Origin of the sequence: Pseudomonas sp. SWI36 (genome assembly GCF_002948105.1) — a bacterium.
GTDB lineage: Bacteria > Pseudomonadota > Gammaproteobacteria > Pseudomonadales > Pseudomonadaceae > Aquipseudomonas > Aquipseudomonas alloputida.
This window is the reverse complement of record NZ_CP026675.1, coordinates 2,111,219-2,130,620: the sequence shown is the minus strand read 5'-3', so window position 1 is coordinate 2,130,620 and position 19,402 is coordinate 2,111,219. Positions and strand designations below refer to the sequence as shown.

At 60.7% G+C, this 19,402-nt stretch carries 14 protein-coding genes and 1 pseudogene; 7 read left to right on the top strand and 8 right to left on the bottom strand.

Annotated elements, in window-relative coordinates; all coding sequences use genetic code 11:
* The gene (gene rfbC, locus C4Q27_RS10350) at positions 1 to 546 is read right to left on the bottom strand and encodes a dTDP-4-dehydrorhamnose 3,5-epimerase (RefSeq protein ID WP_104886815.1); all 546 of its coding nucleotides are present in this window, start codon (positions 544 to 546) and stop codon (positions 1 to 3) included.
* A gap of 277 nt (positions 547 to 823) precedes the next feature.
* On the opposite strand from rfbC, the gene aguA reads away from it, so the two are divergent.
* Both aguA and C4Q27_RS29765 read left to right on the top strand, forming a co-directional pair.
* A complete protein-coding gene (gene aguA, locus C4Q27_RS10345; protein ID WP_010951636.1) occupies positions 824 to 1,930 on the top strand; it encodes an agmatine deiminase in 1,107 nt (368 codons plus the stop codon).
* Between the two features lie 192 nt (positions 1,931 to 2,122).
* Positions 2,123 to 2,320, top strand: a complete 198-nt coding sequence (locus tag C4Q27_RS29765) for a hypothetical protein (protein WP_011953221.1) — start codon at positions 2,123 to 2,125, stop codon at positions 2,318 to 2,320.
* A 67-nt stretch (positions 2,321 to 2,387) separates the two neighbouring features.
* Here C4Q27_RS29765 and C4Q27_RS10335 read toward each other — a convergent pair whose 3' ends face one another.
* Complete coding sequence (locus C4Q27_RS10335) at positions 2,388 to 4,457, bottom strand: TonB-dependent siderophore receptor (protein WP_104886814.1); 2,070 nt, start codon at positions 4,455 to 4,457, stop codon at positions 2,388 to 2,390.
* Between the two features lie 474 nt (positions 4,458 to 4,931).
* Between C4Q27_RS10335 and C4Q27_RS10330 the strand changes: the two genes are divergently transcribed.
* Positions 4,932 to 6,251, top strand: coding sequence for an OprD family porin (locus C4Q27_RS10330; protein WP_003255784.1), 1,320 nt, complete (start codon positions 4,932 to 4,934; stop codon positions 6,249 to 6,251).
* A gap of 151 nt (positions 6,252 to 6,402) precedes the next feature.
* On the opposite strand, the gene C4Q27_RS10325 is transcribed toward C4Q27_RS10330, so the two are convergent.
* The 3 genes from C4Q27_RS10325 to C4Q27_RS10315 all read right to left on the bottom strand — a co-directional run bounded on the left by C4Q27_RS10325 (position 6,403) and on the right by C4Q27_RS10315 (position 10,311).
* Positions 6,403 to 8,073, bottom strand: a complete 1,671-nt coding sequence (locus C4Q27_RS10325) for an FMN-binding glutamate synthase family protein (RefSeq protein ID WP_020190008.1) — start codon at positions 8,071 to 8,073, stop codon at positions 6,403 to 6,405.
* A gap of 149 nt (positions 8,074 to 8,222) precedes the next feature.
* Positions 8,223 to 9,590 carry an ATP-binding protein gene (locus tag C4Q27_RS10320; RefSeq protein ID WP_104886813.1) on the bottom strand — a complete coding sequence of 456 codons (1,368 nt, stop codon included), beginning with the start codon at positions 9,588 to 9,590 and terminating at the stop codon, positions 8,223 to 8,225.
* 1 nt (position 9,591) lies between these two features.
* Positions 9,592 to 10,311, bottom strand: coding sequence for a response regulator (locus C4Q27_RS10315; protein WP_060545248.1), 720 nt, complete (start codon positions 10,309 to 10,311; stop codon positions 9,592 to 9,594).
* Between the two features lie 140 nt (positions 10,312 to 10,451).
* Between C4Q27_RS10315 and C4Q27_RS10310 the strand changes: the two genes are divergently transcribed.
* Positions 10,452 to 12,749 (top strand): TonB-dependent siderophore receptor, encoded by a 2,298-nt coding sequence (locus C4Q27_RS10310; RefSeq protein ID WP_064491783.1) that lies wholly within the window; start codon positions 10,452 to 10,454, stop codon positions 12,747 to 12,749.
* Positions 12,750 to 12,912: 163 nt separating this feature from the next.
* On the opposite strand, the pseudogene C4Q27_RS29760 reads toward C4Q27_RS10310, so the two are convergent.
* From C4Q27_RS29760 to C4Q27_RS10295, 3 genes and pseudogenes are all read right to left on the bottom strand, one after another.
* A pseudogene (locus tag C4Q27_RS29760) lies at positions 12,913 to 13,005 on the bottom strand (DUF3079 domain-containing protein); the annotation flags it as partial.
* A 41-nt stretch (positions 13,006 to 13,046) separates the two neighbouring features.
* The gene (locus C4Q27_RS10300; RefSeq protein WP_064491784.1) at positions 13,047 to 14,273 is read right to left on the bottom strand and encodes a type II toxin-antitoxin system HipA family toxin; all 1,227 of its coding nucleotides are present in this window, start codon (positions 14,271 to 14,273) and stop codon (positions 13,047 to 13,049) included.
* A complete protein-coding gene (locus C4Q27_RS10295) occupies positions 14,273 to 14,596 on the bottom strand; it encodes a helix-turn-helix domain-containing protein (protein WP_064491785.1) in 324 nt (107 codons plus the stop codon). The genes C4Q27_RS10300 and C4Q27_RS10295 overlap by 1 nt, the downstream gene beginning before the upstream one ends.
* Positions 14,597 to 14,897: 301 nt before the next feature.
* On the opposite strand from C4Q27_RS10295, the gene C4Q27_RS10290 reads away from it, so the two are divergent.
* The 3 genes from C4Q27_RS10290 (at position 14,898) to C4Q27_RS10280 (ending at position 18,964) form a co-directional block, all read left to right on the top strand.
* A complete protein-coding gene (locus tag C4Q27_RS10290; RefSeq protein WP_064491786.1) occupies positions 14,898 to 15,407 on the top strand; it encodes a sigma-70 family RNA polymerase sigma factor in 510 nt (169 codons plus the stop codon).
* Between the two features lie 5 nt (positions 15,408 to 15,412).
* The gene (locus C4Q27_RS10285; protein WP_064491789.1) at positions 15,413 to 16,396 is read left to right on the top strand and encodes a FecR domain-containing protein; all 984 of its coding nucleotides are present in this window, start codon (positions 15,413 to 15,415) and stop codon (positions 16,394 to 16,396) included.
* A gap of 99 nt (positions 16,397 to 16,495) precedes the next feature.
* Positions 16,496 to 18,964 (top strand): TonB-dependent receptor, encoded by a 2,469-nt coding sequence (locus C4Q27_RS10280; protein WP_064491787.1) that lies wholly within the window; start codon positions 16,496 to 16,498, stop codon positions 18,962 to 18,964.
* Positions 18,965 to 19,402 lie beyond the last annotated feature (438 nt).

Below are 19,402 nucleotides of genomic sequence, written 5' to 3'. Positions count from 1 at the left end.
TTAAGGCAGCACTTCCGCCTCTGCCAATGGCAGGCCCACCTTGTCCTTGTCCGATAACAGCGGTGGCTGCTTCAACCCCCAGTCGATGGCCAGTTGCGGGTCGTCCCAGCGGATACAGCGGTCGGCGCCAGGGTTGTAGTAGTCGGTGGTCTTGTAGAGGAACTCGGCCGATTCACTCATCACCGCAAAACCGTGGGCGAAGCCAGGCGGAATCCACAGCTGGCGATGGTTGTCGGCTGACAGGTGCACCGCGACCCATTTGCCGAATGTTGGCGAGCTTTTGCGCACGTCCACGGCGATATCGCGGATCTCCCCGTGCACCACGCGCACCAGCTTGCCCTGGGTGTTTGCCACCTGGTAGTGCAGCCCACGCAGCACGCCCTTGATGGAGCGCGAGTGGTTGTCCTGGACGAACGCCACGTTCACGCCGGTTTGCTCTGAGAACTCACGGGCGTTGAATGCCTCGAAGAAAAAACCACGGCTGTCAGCGAACACCTTCGGCTCGATGATCAGTACTTCAGGGATTGCTGTAGGGATGATGTTCATAGCGGCTCGCTGGCCCGTCGTTCAAGTATTGACCCTAGTCGGCCTTGCCGGAAATTTCCGCGCGTAGCTGTAACAGGATGCATAAGGTGTGGCTATGGTAGACAGCAGGCCGTTCCTTTCACCAGACCAGTGCTGACAGGTGTCGATTGTTATCGATTTAAATTCGCCGAATGGCGCGGCATTCTTCGATTTTCAGGCTTCAAATATCGATATATATCGGTTATAAATTGACAAACGCCCCAGCATACCCGGCTCAGGGCCATCACAGAGGTCACCCATGAAAACCCTCAACTCCACGCCCCGTGCCGATGGTTTCCACATGCCCGCCGAGTGGGCCCCACAAACTCAGGTATGGATGGTCTGGCCGGAGCGCCCGGACAACTGGCGTCTGGGCGGCAAGCCGGCGCAGGCTGCCCACGTAACCCTGGCCAAGGCCATTGCCCGTTTCGAACCTGTTACCGTCGCGGTCTCCGCCGGCCAGTACGAGAACGCCCGGCGCCAGCTCGACCAGCCGAACATTCGTGTGGTTGAAATCAGCAACGACGATGCCTGGGTGCGTGACACCGGCCCTACCTTCGTCATCAACGACCATGGCGAAGTGCGTGGTGTAGATTGGGGCTTCAACGCCTGGGGCGGCTTCGATGGCGGCCTGTACGCACCCTGGAACCGCGACGAGGAACTGGCCGCCAAGGTGCTGGAAATGGAGCGCTGCCAGCGCTACCAGACCGAAGGCTTTGTGCTGGAAGGTGGTTCGATCCACGTAGACGGTGAAGGCACCGTGATCACCACTGAGGAATGCCTGCTCAACCGCAACCGCAACCCGCACCTGAGCCGCGAGCAAATCGAAGCGGTGCTGCGTGATCACTTGGCGGTCGACACCGTGGTATGGCTGCCCGATGGCCTGTACAACGACGAAACTGACGGTCACGTCGACAACTTCTGCTGTTACGTGCGCCCGGGTGAAGTGTTACTGGCCTGGACCGATGATTCCAACGACCCCAACTATGCGCGCTGCCACGCGGCCATGGATGTGCTGAAGAACACCCGCGACGCCAAGGGCCGCGAGTTCATCGTGCACAAGATGCCGATCCCGGGCCCGCTGTTCGCCACTGCCGAAGAGTGCGCCGGTGTCGACCAGGTCGCCGGCAGCCAGGAGCGTGACCCGTCGGTGCGCCTGGCGGGTTCGTACGTGAACTTCCTGATCGTCAACGGTGGCATCATTGCCCCAAGCTTCGACGACCCGGCAGATGCTGAAGCCAGAGCGATCCTGGCAAGGATCTTCCCCGACCATGAGGTGGTGATGATCCCGGGCCGCGAGCTGCTCTTGGGTGGCGGCAACATTCACTGCCTGACCCAACAGCAGCCGGCGCCGGTCAAGCGCTGAGCCCGTAATGAATGAGAGGCCCGTCATGTGACGGGCCTCTTTTTTGCGCGGGCGACGCCCGGAGGCCGAGCTGGCATACGTTTTGTATTGTTTTTCAAGCAGATAGCGAGATGGCACGGTCAGGCCGCGCCTCTGATCTGTAACAATACCTACGTAAATTAGCCGCTCACGGGCCAGGGAGTACGTGTGGACATGAACGCAGCAAGTGAGTCGGCTTTGCGCCCATCGGCAGTTGATCGCCAATCGCTCAGGCTTTTGGCGAAGCGGTTGAAACACCATGGAAGCATCAGGGTCAGGACGACCGACCCACGACGTCTGCTTGCCGGGCGATACCCCCAAGGGTTGATCAGCGAAGCAGAGATGCAGGCGCTGATGGCGGTGTGGCACTGATCTATTGCACCTGTACCTGCCTCTTCGCGGGCATGCTCGCGAAGAGGCAGGTACAGGCAACTTAAAATCAGAAACTGTAGCTACCCGTCACCACAAGGCTACGCGGATCGCCCACCTGGATCTGCGCCGCACTGGTCGCCGAGCTGTAGTAGGTCTTGTCAGCAATGTTGCTCAATGCCGCCCGCACATCCCAGTCATGGGTCCGATACCCCGCCAGTGCATCCCAACGGCCATACCCTGGTAATACCGTGGTGTTCTGGTTGTCCGCATAACGCTCGCCCACCAGTGTCAGCCCGGTTTCGGCGTACCACCCCAATTCTGGCTTCCAGGTCACGAACAGGCTGCCATTGCGCTTGGCCACGTCATTGATGCGGTTGCCTTCCTGGCCGTTATTGTCCTTGACGATGATCGCATCCTGCAGGCCAATGCCGCCGCGTACATACCAGTTGCCGACGATGTTGCCGGTGGCCGTCAGTTCGATGCCGCGCGAACGCTGCATGCCGCTGAGCAAGATGATGTTCAGGTCGTTCGGGTCGCGGGTGCGGCGGTTGTAAAGTTCCAGCTCGTAGATGGCCAGGGTGGTGGTCAGGCGCTGGTCCAACCAGTCGCTCTTTACGCCTATTTCTTTCTGCCGGGTCTCTTCCGGGTCGGTTTTATTGGTGTTGCCCTGTGCCCCTGGGGTGATGCCGATCAAGCCGCCACCCACCGGTGAGAAAGTCTTGCTCCACGAGGCGTAGAACGAATGGTCGCGCCATGGCGTGTAGACCACGCCCAGGCGTGGGCTGGTGCTGTTGCTGTCCTGCGGTTCGCGCAAGCCATCCTTGTTGGTGGTTTCCACTTCGAACTGGTCAAAGCGCACGCCGGCGAGAACCTGCCACTGATCGTTCAGGCGAATCTGGTCCTGCAGATAAACCCCGCGGCTGTCGACCACGGTGTGGTTGTTGCTCGATACCGCCAACGTACCATTGTGCGGCTGGCTGGGTTTGCCCAGGCCTGGCAGGCTCTGGCTGCCGGCGCTGTATAGCAGCGGATCGCGCCGCTGGTTGCCGAACTCCAGGCCCAGCAGCAGCTTGTGTTCAAGGCCCAAGGTGTCGAAGTCGCCCTCGGCCTCCAGGTTGTTGAACAGGTTGCGGGTGTTCAGGTCCTGCTGCCAGCGTTGGCGGGTCAAGGTATTGGTGCCGGCGTTGTAGCCCGTGACATAGGTGTTGTCGAACTCGCTGTCGAGTTTGAACAGGCCCAGGGTGTGGCGCAGCTGCCAGGTTTCGTTCAGCTGGTAGTTCAGGCGCGAGCGCAGCGACTGGGCGCGGTCGTCAATGTAGTCACGATGGTCGCCGTAGGTGGCGCTGCGGCTGACGTCTGCCGGGCGGCCGTTGACACTCGGGATGCCGCGGTCTGGTGTGCGGTTGTAGCGGCTGTATTCATACTGCACCAGCCAGTTCAGGTCGGGGGTGATCTGCCAGCTGATCGACGGGGCGAACAGTTGGCGGCTGCCGTCGATACCATCGCGAAAGCTGTTGTTGTCCTGGTTGCCCATGTTCAGGCGCAGGCTGACCGTGTCGCTGGGGTCGGCGCTCAGGTCGGCATACAGGCTGCGCAGGTCTTCGCTGCCGGCCTGCGCTTCGATGGTCGAGCGGCGACCCGGCTCCGGTGCCTTGCTGACCCTGTTGACGATGCCGCCCTGGCTACCACGGCCATACAGTACCGCAGCAGGCCCCTTCAGCACTTCGACCCGCTCGATGTTGTGCAGGTCGCGGATGTACTGGCTGTCGTCGCGGATACCGTCCAGGTAGAAGTCGTTGCTGGCCTCGAAGCCGCGGATGCGTACGCTGTCAAAACGGGTGTCGGCGCCGCTGCTGACGTTGGGGATACCCTCCAGCGCCTTGCCCAGCGTGTTGCTGCCGTAATCCAGCACATTGGCGGTTTTCACCGTATCGATGGCCTGCGGCACATAACGCACGGGCGTCGAGGTGCGGGTTGCGGTGCTCACCTCCTTGACCCGCGGGTTGTCCTTCTCGCGTTCGCTGTCGGCGGTAACCGACGACTCCGGCAGTGTGGTGGTGGCGGCACTGGCCAGGCTGGCGCTGAAAAGCAGCGACAGGCCAAGCGTCAGGGGTGAAAGACGGCAGGGTACAAGCATGGGCACATTCAAACCGGACAGTTGAAAATTAGGTGCGAATGGTAATGCTTGCTATTTACTCTTGCTTGGGTATTTGTAAAGGCTTGTCTTTACATATGTGTCCGTTTGTAACGGCCTCTGCGGCCACGCTCTGCCTGCTCCCAGGAAATTGTCCGTTCGATCAAATGGCAAATTCCTACACAAGATAATTTGTCCGCTGATAGCGCAAACCTGCATGTAAATGCACCGGACAGGCCGTTAATTTCGGTTATATCAACCTGCATTTCACGACTTTTTGACATTTGTAATCGCACACGGCTAGGATTCGGCCAACGCCTGCTGGCCATGGTATTGGCCAAGCTGCTGCCAAGGGCCGCCGTGAAATTACCGGTCGGCCCACCCGGCTGGATCCGCATAGCGTCGAACCTACGAAGGGGCGTTGGTTCCTGGCGTCATATTGCAGCGCGTTTTTGATTAAGAAATAAGGAAAACAACATGTTGAAAACCAGGATCAGCCTGGTCGCCCTGGCGATGATCGCCGCGACCCAGGCTCAGGCCAATGACCAGGCTGACAGCAAGGGCTTCATCGAGGACAGTCACGCCAACGTCCTTCTGCGCAACGCCTACATCAACCGTGACAAGAAGCATGGCACCGACGACCAGATCGAATGGGGCCAGGCGTTCATCGCCAACTTCTCCTCCGGTTTCACCCAAGGCACCGTTGGCGTCGGTGTTGACGCATTCGGCCTGTACGCCGTGCGCCTGGATGGCGGCAAAGGCCACAACGGTGGTGGCGGCGTCGACTTCTTCAAACCGCACGAAACCACCAATGCCGAAGGCAACGCCAGCTCGCCGCACAACCTGGCGCGTGGTGGTGCTGCTGTGAAATTCCGCATTTCCAACACCGTGCTGAAGTACGGTGACCAGATGCCAGCACTGCCAGTGCTGCAGTACGACGATGCACGTCTGCTGCCAGAAAGCTTCACCGGCACCCTGATCACCTCCAAAGAGATCCAGGGCCTGGAACTGAACGCCGGCCGCTTCACCCAGGAAGCGCGCAAGAGCGCCGAGCGCCGTGATGGTGGTGGCCTGAAGTCGATCAACGTCTTAGGTGGCAGCTACAAGTTCACCGACAACTTCACCGCTTCGCTGTACACCGCCGACAACGAAGATGTGATGAAGAAGCACTACCTGGGCTTGAACTACGTCTTCCCGATCGCCAGCGACCAGTCCCTGACCCTGGACTTCAACGGCTACAAGTCGGACATCAACAACAAGTACGTAAAAGCCGCAGGCCTGAACGGCGACTCCAACACCATCTGGAGCCTTGCAGCCACCTACGCGTACGGTGCGCACTCGTTCACCCTCGCTCACCAGCGCAGCACCGGCAGCACGGGCTACAACTACGGCTTCTACCAGAACGCCGGCGGCGTGGGTGACGGTGGTTCCACCATCTACCTGGCCAACTCGTACTGGTCCGACTTCAACGCCGAAGACGAGCGCTCCTGGCAGCTGGGCTACGGCCTGGACTTCGGTGCCTACGGCATTCCGGGCCTGACCTACAAGCTGGCTTACGTGGTGGGTGACAACATCAACACCCGCAACGTCGCCAACCCGCAAGGCTTCGGCGAAGGTAAAGAGCGCGAAATCTTCAACCAGATCCGTTACGTGGTGCAGGACGGCCCGGCTAAGGACCTGTCGATCAAGCTGCGTAGCTCGTTCTTGCGTACCAACAACGCTGTGCAGCAGAACGGTTACAACGACGACGGCAACGAAGTCCGCGTATTCGTCGAGTACCCGATCAGCATCTTCTGATCCGCAGTTCTTTGCATGAAAGCTGGGGCCGCGCTGCGGCCCTTCGCGGGCTTGCCCGCTCCCGCAGGTAAAGCGCCGCCTTCGATGGCGCTGCAAATTGTGGGAGCGGGCACGCCCGCGAAGGGCTGCAGGGCAGCCCCAGTCATGTTTGTCATGCAGGTTCAGTCTCTTCGTGGCGCAGTCTTGATGCCACAGTTCGTGTTGCAGTGTCCCCCGTCTCCGGCGCAAAACTGTCGCTACGCGCCATCCGCCACATCCGCGCATAAAACTCGCTTTCGATCGAGCCACTGAGTAATTCGCCCGGCTTGAGGAATGTGTGCAAGTCCGAAAACAACCCGATTTCGCTGGGGCTGATGCGCCGTGCCAGGTGCTTGGGCTTGAGCTCCGAAGGGTGCTCCAGGCCTGCGGCAGCCAACATCTCGGCCAGTGCGTGCAGTGTGTTGCGGTGGAAGCTGGCCACCCGCTCGGCCTTGTCTGGCACCACCAGGGCGCGCTGGCGCAGAGGGTCTTGGGTCGCCACGCCGGTCGGGCACTTGTTGGTGTGGCAGCTCTGCGACTGAATGCAGCCAATGGCAAACATGAAACCGCGTGCCGAGTTGACCCAGTCAGCGCCGATGGCCAATACGCTGGCAATGTCGAAGGCGCTGACGATCTTGCCCGCCGCACCAATGCGGATGCTGGAGCGCAGGTTCAGGCCGACCAACGTGTTGTGCACGAACATCAGGCCTTCGCGCATTGGCACGCCCATGTTGTCGCTGAACTCGCGAGGTGCCGCGCCGGTGCCGCCTTCCTTGCCATCGACAACGATGAAGTCAGGGGTGATGCCGGTGGCGAGCATGGCCTTGGCAATGCCCATGAATTCCCAAGGGTGGCCCAGGCAGAACTTGAAGCCCACGGGCTTGCCGCCCGAAAGCTCGCGCAGGCCGGCTACGAACTGCAGCAGCTCGACCGGTGTGCGGAAGGCGCTGTGCGCCGCCGGCGAGATGCAGTCCTCGCCTACACGTACGCCACGGGTCTCGGCAATTTCGGGGCTGACCTTGTGCCCCGGTAAAATGCCGCCGTGGCCAGGCTTGGCGCCCTGGCTGAGCTTGATCTCGATCATCTTCACCTGTGCCGAGCGGGCCTGTTCGGCGAAGCGCTGTGGATCGAAACGACCGTCCTCGGTGCGGCAGCCGAAGTAGCCGCTGCCAATTTCCCAGATCAGGTCGCCGCCGTGTTCACGGTGGTATGGGCTGATACTGCCCTCGCCAGTGTCATGGGCAAACCGGCCCATGCGCGCGCCGCGGTTGAGCGCGGCGATGGCGTTGGCGCTGAGGGCGCCGAAACTCATCGCCGAGATGTTGAAGATCGAGGCCGAGTAGGGCATTCGGCATTGCGGCCCGCCGATGGCAATGCGGAACGACGCAGGGTCGGGCGTGGCCACCGGTAGCATGGAATGGCTGATGAATTCGAAACCAGGTTTGTAGGCGTCGTTGAGCGTGCCGAACGCTTTCTCGGCGCTTTCGTTCTTGGCGCGGGCATAGACCAGCGAGCGTTGCGAGCGGGAGAACGGCAGCTTGTCGTCGTCACCTTCGATCAGGTACTGGCGGATTTCCGGGCGGATGGTTTCGATCAGGTAACGGATATTGCCCAGGATCGGGTAGTTGCGTCGCACCGCATGGTGGCTTTGGCGCAGGTCATTCAGACCGACCAGGCTGAGCAGCGCGGTGATCAGCGTTACCGGCCACAGCCAGGCATGTTGGGCCAGCAGGGGCAGGCTGGCGAAAGTGAAGACAAGGCAGAGTACGAGGCAGGCGTAGCGGCTGGGAAGAGAGTGTTTCATGGGTCCATCGCAGGCAGGATGACCGGGCCTAGGATAGGCAAACGCAGGGGACGGAAAACCTGGGTAATCGGTAAAAGACTGTTACCTGATTGCGAATTCCCAGGTCTGCGCAGTCCTATGGTGTGGGGCTGCTCCCACAGACGATCGCGTTAGCCAGGCAGCAGTATGCTGACCCGCAATCCACCGCTCTCACGGTTCGACAATATCAGCTCACCCCCATGGCTGGCGGCGATCCGCTGGGCAATGCTCAGCCCCAGCCCATATCCGCCGGATGCCTGGTTACGCGATCCCTCACCGCGCACGAACGGGTCGGTGATGGTCGGCAGCAGCGCTGGCGAAATGCCTGGTCCATGGTCGTCGATGTGGATGAACACTCCTGTGGTGGTCCGCTCCAGCGTGACAGAAACATCCTTGGCATAACGCAACGCATTGACCAACAAGTTCTGCAGGCAGCGCTGCAGCAGCAGGGCATCCCCCCGCAGGCTGTTCACCCGGCCGTGCACCGGCAGTGGTTCCTGGTCAGTCGCCAGGTCCGCACACTGGCGCGCAACCAATCGGTCCAGGTCCACCTGCTGCAAATTCTGCTGCTCTCCGGCACGCAGGTAATCCAGAACCTGACCGATCATATTGTCCATCTGCGTGATGTTCTGCTGCAGGCGCTGGCGGTGTTCGTCATCGGGTAAGCGCTCCAGTCGCAGGCGCATGCGGGTCAGTGGGGTGCGCAGGTCATGAGACACGGCGGCCAGGAAGTAGGCCTTGTCGTTGACCATGGCAATCAGCCGCTGCTGCATCGCGTTGAACGCCTGCGCCGCCTGGCGCACTTCCTCCGGGCCATCCAGCGCCAGGGGAGGCTGCTCGAGGTTGCTGCCCAGGCCGCGTGCGGCATCGGCCAGGCGCCGCAACGGGCGCAGGCACAGGCGCACGGCAACCAGGCATACTAGCAACACCGCGACGATGCGCAGCGCATACACCCGCAGCAGGTAATCGCTGATCAGCACCCAGGCCGACTCGCCGCTCCAGCCCTGCAGTTCCTGGCCCGCAACGGTCAGCCAGTGGCCATCGGCCAGCGGCACCGCGAACTGGATATGCGCCTGGGCCGTGCGCAGGCCGAACAGGCTGCGCCAGACGATCGGCTGGCCCAGTTCGTCGGTGAGTTGCACGTTCATCAGGCGCACGTCCTGGGCATGCCCCAGCTCGTACTTCAGGGCCTGCTGCAACAACAGCTCGACCCGCCTGTGCCCGCGGCGCTCGTCATGCTCTTGCGCAGGCGGGCTTTCGACGCAGTGAAGCTGGTAGTGGGCTGGCGCCTGCAGCGTACCGCCGTGGCAGTCGGCCTGGGTAATCAGGGGTGCGCTGCGTGCAGCAACCAGTCGCACGGGCACCTCTAGCGCCTGGGCGAAACGCACATCGAACCAGATGCTGCTCGACATCAACTGAATCACCAGCGTGCCACTGACCATGATCAGCAGCAGCTGACCAAACAAGGTGCGAGGCCATAGCCGGTGAAACCAGCGCATGTCAGGCACCGGCCGCGAGGGGGGCGAGACTCAGCAGGTAGCCTTCGTTGCGGATGGTCAGGATTTGCGCGGTCCCCGCCGGCGCCCGGCGCAGCTGCTGGCGCAGGCGGCTGACACACATGTCCACCGAACGGTCGTCGGGCAGGTGGTCGCGGCCGAACGCGCTGCGGGTCAGTTGGTCACGGGAGACCACTCGGTTGTTGGCTTCCAGCAGTTCGCGCAGCACGCGGTAGTCGGAGCGCGGCAGGGTCAGGGTCTCGCCATCCGGGCGGGTGAGCAGGCGCTTGACGTGTTCCAGGCGAAAGCCTGCGAACAGCTGGGCGTCCACCACGGGTTCTTCGGCAGAGGTGCCCAGGCGTTGCGGACGACGCAGTACGGCTTTGATCCGGGCGATCAGTTCGCGTGGTTCGAAGGGCTTGGCCAGATAGTCGTCGGCGCCTACTTCCAGGCCGATGATGCGGTCCAGTGTGCTGCCCTTGGCTGACAGCATGATCACTGCCAACCCTGGTGTGGCCTGCAACTGCCTGCACAGGCTAAGGCCGTCCTCACCCGGCAGCATCAGGTCGAGCACCACCAGCTCCACTTTGTGCCGGGCCAGCTGGTCGCGCATCTGTTGACCGTCGGCTGCCGCCAGCACGTTGTAGCCGGCATCGGTCAGGTAATCACAAAGAAGTTCGCGGATCTCGTCGTCATCATCGACAACCAGCAGGGTCGTGCTCATGCAGAAAAACACCTGTTCGGTGAGGGCCGGTGGCGCTCGTTACGTTCAATTACATCCCCGTACATGTCGGGTCTGGAGCCCGGAGGGCTGATCCCTAGAATCCTAACAAAAAATCATCTGCAAATACGAAGCCTTCCCAAATGAATCCCCAAAGCATCACGCCAGTGTTCATCCCCTTCAGTCAAAGTGGCAATTGCCTCAAGCCGCTGGCCTTCTGCGTCGCCGTCGCCATCAGCGGTGGTGCAGTGGCTGCCGACGGCAAACCCCTTGAACTCGACGCCACACAGATCGAAGACAGCGCATTACAGCCTGCCGACGAGGCCGGCCAGTTGGGCTATACGGTCGAGAGCACCCGCAGCTCCACTGGCCTGGCACTGACACCACGGCAGACGCCGCAATCGGTTACCACCATCACCCGCCAGCAGATGGATGACCGCGACATCCACACCATCGAGCAGGCATTGGAAACCGCCCCAGGCGTAACGGCCAACAAGTCCGAGGTGGGTGGGCGCACCGACTACCGCGCGCGTGGATACTCGATCAGCAACTGGAAGGTTGATGGCCTGCAGACCCAGGGCGGCTCCGATTTCAGTGGCAGCGGCAATGCGCTGAACATGGACCTGTACGAACGCATCGACATCGTGCGCGGCGCCAACGGCCTGCTGGGCGGCACCGGCGACCCCTCGGCCACCGTCAACCTGATCCGCAAGGCACCCACCAAAACCTTCGGCGGTAGTGCCTATGCCACTTATGGCAGCTGGGACAAGCGTCGTCTGGGTGCTGACTTGAACCTGCCGCTGTCCGAAGATGGCCGCCTGCGTTCGCGCTTCGTGATGACCCAGCAGGATGCCAACTCCTTCCGCGACAACCAGTCCGAACGTTCCCGCGCCGCGTTGGCCAATTTCGAGTTCGACCTGGACGACGCCACTACCTTGGGCGCCGGTTACCAGTATGAATACAACAAGGTCGTGGGTGGCGGCTGGGGCGCGAACATCCCGATCTGGTACCGCGACGGCAGCAAGACCGACTTGCCGCGCAGCACCAACGTGGTGCCCAGCTGGAGCTTTGGCGAGTACACCACCCGCACTGCGTTCGGTTCGCTCGAGCACCGCTTCGACAACGACTGGACCCTGGACCTGAAAGCCGCCCAAGCCACCACCGAAGCCCTGAACCATCGCGGCCTTGCCAAGGTGAACTCAGCTGGGCGCGGCAGCTACGGTGGCTATTGGGACCAGGACGGCAGCGGCGCCGTGCTGAACGGTTTGCACAGCTCCAGCGACACCACCCAGCAGTCGGCGCAGATCGACCTGTCCGGCCCGTTCCAGCTGTTTGGCCGCACCCACCAGGCCATGGTCGGCTACAACGACAGCCGCACCGTCGGCTGGTCGCCTCAGTACACCTGCACCATGGTCGGCGACGGCATGACCAGCGCGCCTGCACTGGGTTGCCAGTTCCGCGCCAACAACGGCTTCCCGGTCACCGACTGGCACAATGGCGTGGATGACGACTACGACCTCATCGCCTCGCGCACCGGCCTTCACAGCAAGACCACCACTCGCCTGCAGGGCATGTACGCCGCCACCCGCCTGAGCATCACCGACCCGTTGTCGGTGATCGTTGGCGTGCGCACCAGCAACTATTCCTCGGTCACCCGCAGCGTGGCCGGCGAGCGCAGCAGCCAGGAAGAAAACGGCATCGTCACCCCCTACCTGGGCGCGGTGTATGACCTCAATGACAACTACTCGGTATACGCCAGCTACACCGACATCTTCACCCCGCAAACCTCTGAAACCAGCAGTGGCAGCAAGGTCGAGCCGATTCGTGGGCAAAGCTACGAGACAGGTATCAAGGGTGAGTGGTTCGATGGCCGCCTGAACGCCTCGGCGGCCTACTTCCGCACCAAGCAGGAAAACAAGGCCGTGTTGGACGGCGACCTGACCACCCCGACTGGCGGCAGCGCCTACAAGGCCGGCTCCGGGCAGGAAACCGACGGTATCGACCTGGAAGTCGCAGGCGCCCTGACCCCCAACTGGAACGTCTACGCCGGTTACACCTACCTGCACTTCCGCCGCGTCGACAGCGACGGCCGCAGCGACCCGTCGCACCTGTTCAAGGCCTCCACCACCTACCGCTTGAGCGGCCCGCTCGACCGCCTGACCCTGGGCGCCGGCGTGACTGCGCAGACCAACATCCGCGCCATCTCCAGCCCGGCTGGCCAGCCCACGAACGGTGTGAGCAATGGTGCCACTGACGTGAACTGGTCCGGTTATGCCATCTGGAATGCCATGGCCAAGTACCAGCTGACCGACAACACCAGTGTCAGCCTCAACGCCAACAACCTGTTCGACAAGCACTACTACAGCCAGTACGGGTTCTATGCCGGGGCCATCTACGGCGACCCGCGTAACCTGTCGTTGACGGTAAGCACCGCGTTCTGATCAAGCCCTTCCACAAGGCCTGGCGCTGTACCTGTGGGAGCGGGTTCACCCGCGAACACCGGCGCAGCCGGTGCCTGCAACCGCAGCGCCGGCTCCTACAGAACCAGCGCTCGCTCCAAGGCCTGCGCTGGGCCGCCAAGCGGCGCTTTCTCACCTGTGCTCTGGCGCTTGCTGGCTCAACTGGCATCTCCAATCGGCCCTCGAAGCTATCCCAATCTTCGCCAAACAGCTCGACCTGGTGCATGGTCCGATCTGCGTAAGCGCGAAGCTTTCGAGCGAGGCCTTCGCAGCCCGCCCCTAAGCCAGCAGTCTCTCGCAGCTTGTTGCGTCCGCCGCCGCATCCAGCTCAGCCCCAGCCAAATGCTTTGCATAGTGTTCCATCAGCTCTGACTGCCAAGAAGCGACCTCATCCAATATGCCTGCCGCCTCATCTTCCGTCAGTGCAAAATGCTTATGCTGGCTAAGCAAGTTAGCTCGACTTAGAAGGGGACCGTTGATCCCAACATCCATTGACAGTCCCTGTGCAGGCCCCTCTCCCAGTACGGGAAGAACGTCATACATTGGCGAGAGGCGCCAAGCCCCTTCCTGCCAAATCACGGCGTGGTTACGAGGGTGATCGTCACTGTTCCCCACGAGAGCGTTATAGGCCATTCGCCTGTAGAGCTCCTGCCTATCAGCATCTGGCGCGCCTCTGCGGTACAGCTCATCGGCGAGCGCCGCGTAGATCCACCCTTTGTTGCGCTGCGCATGCCATTCGGCATCGAGAAGAGTTAAGCCACTCATCATCGGGATGCGCCGAAACCTTGCATCATTCTCTGACCATTTTCGGTCAAATCGCTCTACTAGCAGCGTGTTGCCTTTTTCACTTTGATGGAGTGCTGTCCGGGCGACATTCATTCCCTTGGTAGCCGCAAAAGTCATGCAGGCATACTCAAATTTCGGTAGGTCGTAGTGGTCAAATTTATCGCGTGGCTTCGCCAGAATCAGCTTGTGATCAAAACGGTACGTACGCTTGGGCCTGGCACCACCCACTGCTGAGCGCTGATCCCGTATTCTCAATGCCTCCAGCTGCTCTGCGCTCAGCTGGCTGTCATAGATCGCAGCACAAACCTCTATGAAGTGATCGAGCCCTTTGGCTTCAAGCATTTTCACCGGCCTTTCGCCTATGCCCGGCCGCGGTGTGCGAACTTCGCCAGCCATGATATTTCCGGCGCGATCTTCGTTGGGAGACAGCAGCAGGAGCTGGATCGGAGTGAGTTCTCCCTTTAGGGTGCGGCGCAGCAGTCGTTCCCCCCAGCCATCTGGCATCGCATCATCAATGAACCCAGGAACGCCGCCATTCTTATGTACCGGAAAGGGTCGAGCGGAGAGCGGATATCGTATCGGGTCGGGCACCCAACGCTTGGCATCCACGATCTCCGGCGCATAGACGAAGGTTCCCGTGCGACCAGCAAGGGTCAGCCTACCCAACGTCACAGTCTCACCTGTTTCCGGACACTCCATGTAGATGTAAGCGCGTGACATCAGAAGTCCTCCGCGTTGCAGCGCGGCAGCTTTACGCGCTTGGTCGTGTTGGTTTCTAAAGAGTTGAGATCAAGCGCAGGGTCATCGATCAACGCCTGGAAAACCCGGTCAGAGATTCCAACAGTGAACAGCGCGAGCATGAAATCTCGCAACGAAACACCGTCAGCCTTACCCCTCTCGAGGTGACGAACAGTGCGGAGAGAAATTCCAGCCAGGTCCGCAAGGTCTGCCTGACGCATTCTCATGCGCAGACGCGCCTCCTTCATCAGAAGGCCTATTCGGTGCAGCACTGAGGTGCTCTGAACAGGGAAAAAGTCTTTCATAAAGTGGCACCAAGCGACATTTTATAGAGGATAAGGTACCACTCAATACACACTAATAAAACGTATCAGAAAATTAAGGTCTCGTTTTATGGCACCTTATATTCGATAAGATATCATCAAAAGATATTTTATAAAGGGGATGAGCTTGCAGGGCCTAGAGTGGAGTGGGGGCTGTGGGGGTTAAAACAAAAAAGGCCAACTTTCGGTGAGCCTTTTACTCCGTCCCCCCCGCTGCTTGCACTGCTTAATTGCGAGTGATTATCATATTCCGCTCACAAGAACGCAGACAGGCCACTCGCCTATGGGACCCCCAAGCTCCTTCGACCTGGATGTCGAGCGCCTCTACACGCAGCACCGCAGCTGGTTGAAGCGCTGGCTGATGAAGCGTCTGGGGGAGGCTGCTGATGCTGATGATCTGGCCCAGGACACGTTCGTGCGTATCATGCGCGCGCGACGCCCGCTCAACGATGTGCAGCGCCCCTTGGCGTACCTGGCCACCATCGCCAACAGCCTGTTGATCAACCGTTGGCGGCGCCTGGCGGTGGAGCGTGCCTATACCGAGGCATTGGCGGCGCAACCGGAGCAATACGAGATCTCCGCCGAAGAGCGACACTTGCTGATCGAAACCCTCACACAGCTCGATGAGCTGCTGCACGGGCTGTCGCCGCGAGTGCGGGAGATTTTTCTGCTGTCGCAGCTCGATGGGCTGACCTACAAGCAGATCGCCGCGCAGCTGGCGCTGAGTGTCGACCAGGTTCAGAGGGCCATGCTCAAGGCCTTCGATCGCTGCTATGCCAGTCAGTTCGAGTGACCGCCATGTCCCAGGCCCAGCCGATTTCCGCCAGCGTGCGCCAGCAGGCCATCGCCTGGTATTCGTTGACCCAGTCCGGCGATATCACCGCCGAGCAAATCCGGGAGCTTGAACGCTGGCGTCAGGCCGACAGCGAGCACGAACTTGCGTGGCAGCGCATGGTGGGTTTGCCGGCGCTGCTGCGCAACAACGCTGGCGTGCTAGGCGACCCGGTCGCCCGGTCTGCGCTACAGCAGGCCCGCTATGTCAGCGGTGACCGTCGCCAGGTATTGAAAATGTTGATGGGTGCCAGCTTGCTGGGGGCCATCGCCTGGCAGAACAGAGAAAGCCAATGGCTGCAGGGCGGTTTGGCAGACCTCAGCACCGAGACCGGAGAGCGCCGCCGTCAGGTGTTGGACGATGGCACCGAACTGTGGCTGAACACCGCCACGGCGGTGGACATCGATTTCAATGCCAACGAGCGGCGCATTTTGTTGCGGTATGGCGAAATCAACGTGCTCACCGGGCACGACCCCTTCGGCCGACCGCTGCTGGTGCAAACCGACGATGCGCTGATGCGGCCGCTCGGCACCCGCTTCACAGTACGTTGCGGGGATGGTTGTCCGGGTACGCTGCTGTCGGTCAGCAGCGGGCGCGTGGCTGCCACGCTGCGACATGGCCGGGGTCAGCGCGTCATCGACAGCGGCCAGCGCGCAAGGCTCGATAGCGAGGGGATCGTCGTCAGTCAACCGGCGGTGCAGGACGATGCCTGGATCGACGGCTTCGTGATTGCCCAGGCCACACGCCTGGACGAACTGATCGACCAGCTCGGCCGCTACCGCCCGGGCATCTTGCGTTGCGACCCGCGTGTGGCCGGCTTGCGGGTGACGGGGTCCTACCCGCTGGATGACAACGAACGCATCCTCGCACTGCTGGAAAGTAGCCTGCCAGTGAGCATTCAACGGCGAACCCGCTACTGGGTGACGGTGGTACCGAGAGCTGGCGCCTGAAAAATATTTTCACCCTCTGCGCAGTTTTTTCGTTCTCGATTGGCTTCAGGGCATACCCCGCCAATACCGCGGTTCCTCTGACCCTTTCGGACGTTCCACATGACGCATCGAATCACCCCGCTGGCCCGCGCCATCCACCTGGCCTTCGCCACTGGCCTGACCCTGTGCAGCCTGTCTGGTACCAATGCCGCACTGGCCCAGCCGGCGGCCAGTAGCATCATTCGTTTCGACATTGATGCGGCCCCGCTCGACCTGGCACTCAGCCAGTTTGGTCGCCAGGCTGGTATCCCTTTATCGATCGATGCCAGCCTAACGGCCGGCAAGACCAGTCCTGGGGTCAAGGGCAGTTTCAACGTGGAGCAGGGCTTTGCCAGGTTACTGGCTGGCACCGGTCTGAACGTGTTCAGGACCGACAGCGGCAACTACCTGCTGATGCAGGCCGCTGAGCCGAGCGGGGCGTTGGAGCTGGGGGTGACGTCGATCAATTCGCGGTCATTAGGTGCAACCACAGAAGGGACAGGCTCGTACACCACAGGGCTAAGCAGCACCGCTACCAAGATGAACCTGTCGATACGTGAAACGCCGCAGTCGGTGAGCGTGATCACTCGCCAGCGCATGGATGACCAGGGGCTCAATGACATTACCGAAGTGCTGCAGCAGACGCCTGGGCTGTCGGTGCAGAGCCTGGGGAGCGAACGCTTCAACATCTATTCACGTGGGTACTCGGTAGATAATTACCAATTCGATGGCATTCCGACGACGCTGGATATCGCAACGCAAATGTCGGCGCAAAGCCTTGCGGACATGGCCATCTACGACCGTGTCGAAGTGCTGCGCGGTGCGACTGGCCTGATGACCGGCGCGGGAGACCCTTCGGCCACCATCAATCTGGTGCGCAAACGCCCTACTGATCAATTCAAAGGCCACATCACCGCTGGAGTGGGCTCTTGGGACAAGTATCGCACCGAAGTCGACCTGTCCGGCCCGCTGACCCCAGCCGGTAACGTGCGTGGCCGCATGGTCGCGGCGTACCAGCAGAACAACAGTTTCGTTGACCACTATTCACAAGAAAAGCAGATTTTCTATGGTGTCCTCGAAGCCGACCTGACCGATACCACCCTGCTTACCGTCGGCGCCGACTACCAGAAGAATAACCCGCAAGGCTCGTCATCCGTGGCCTTCCCACTGTTCTACAGCAATGGCAAACAGACCGATTTCTCTCGCTCGACCAACAGTGCCGCACGCTGGAGCCACAACCCGCAAGATGCCCTCAACACTTTCGCAAGCATCGAGCAGAAGCTGGCTCATGACTGGAGCTTGAAGGCTTCCGTGAACCGCATGTACATCAAGCGTGACGACTACAAGCTGGCCACCGCCAGCTGGGGCTTCCCTGACGAGAACACGGGCGCTGGCGTGCGTCTGTACGGTGGCGCGGGCAGCACCTGGCAGAAACAGACCGGCGTAGACCTGCAGGCACAAGGCCCCTTCCAGCTCTTCGGCCGCCAGCACGAGCTGATCGTTGGCTACAACTATTCGCGTTACGAGAATCGCCATACGCCCACCCGTGGTACCGGGATCGAAGGGACCTTCGTCAATTTCTACGAATGGGACAACTACACCAACCAACCTGTCATGGGTGGCGGCAAGCTCTACGATGGCGACACCGTCATTCACCAGAGTGGCACCTACATTGCCACTCGGCTGCGCCCGACCGACAACTTGTCGGTGATCCTCGGTGCGCGCGTCAACAAGTATAACTACGACTACGACCTGACCTACCCGGCGACGCCACGCAGCAATCGCACGACGGATTACAAGGAAAACGGCGTGGTGACACCCTATGCAGGCGTGGTTTACGACCTCAACGACGTGCACTCGGTTTATGCCAGTTGGACCAGCATTTTCAAACCACAGAGCGTGCGTGACGCCGATGGCTCGACCCTTGAACCGCGTGAAGGTGACAACTACGAGATAGGTTTGAAGAGCGAATTCTTTGGTGGCCTGTTGAACACCAGTATCGCGGCGTACGAGATCAAGCAAGACAACCTTGCTGTACTCGACGAAGGCAAGACCGTCAACAACGATGGCTCTACCGCCGCCTATAAGGCAGTAAGCGGGGCGACTACCCGTGGCTTTGAAGTCGAAGCCAATGGCGAGCTGATGCCTGGCTGGAATGTTTCCGCCAGCTACAACCATGGCATCACCAAGGATCGCGACGGCGAGCGCTTGAACACCGAAGCCCCTGCCAACATGGTGAAGCTGTGGAGCACCTACCGGCTGCCGGGCGATTTCGATCGGCTGACCGTTGGCGGTGGCGCGAACTGGCAAAGCGGCACCCACATAACCGTTACGCCGAGCACGGCGATGGGCACGGTCAAGGCCAAGCAATCGCAATTTACCGTGGTCAACCTCATGGCCCGCTATCAGCTCACCGACCAGCTTTCCACCACGCTCAACGTGAACAACCTGTTTGACAAGAAGTACATCAGTGCGTTGGACACCACGTTCTACAGCGGGTACTACGGTGAACCGCGCAATGTGATGTTGAACACGCGATACGACTTCTGAAATTAGCCACCGGGCATTGGCTTTGGGTCGAGAGCGCTCACTGGCGAATGGCGGGTATCGACCGAGGCTTTGTGAAAACCCTCCGAGCAATCGAGCTGTTCAAAACATCCTAAATCGCGCGTCTACGCGAATGCTGGGTTAGTTGAGCAGCCAAGCTCTTCGGCATCACATAGGTAGTGAACGTACGAACTGTCGGATGCGGATCCTACTCGGCTTGAACCACTCCGGTTGCGGTGTGGCTTTCCCGGCTCCAGGCCAAATTTTGCTGCCCCGGCAGCATTAGAAACAGCAGTCAACGCTTGTGGACAATGGTCTCAAGAAATGCATTTTCAGGTGATTAGCGCCTGTGGATAAAACGTATTCCTACGTGGAGTCATCGGGTTTCCACAGACCCCGTTGTCCCAGCTGATCGTGGCCCAGAAGTTGTTCATCTAGTTT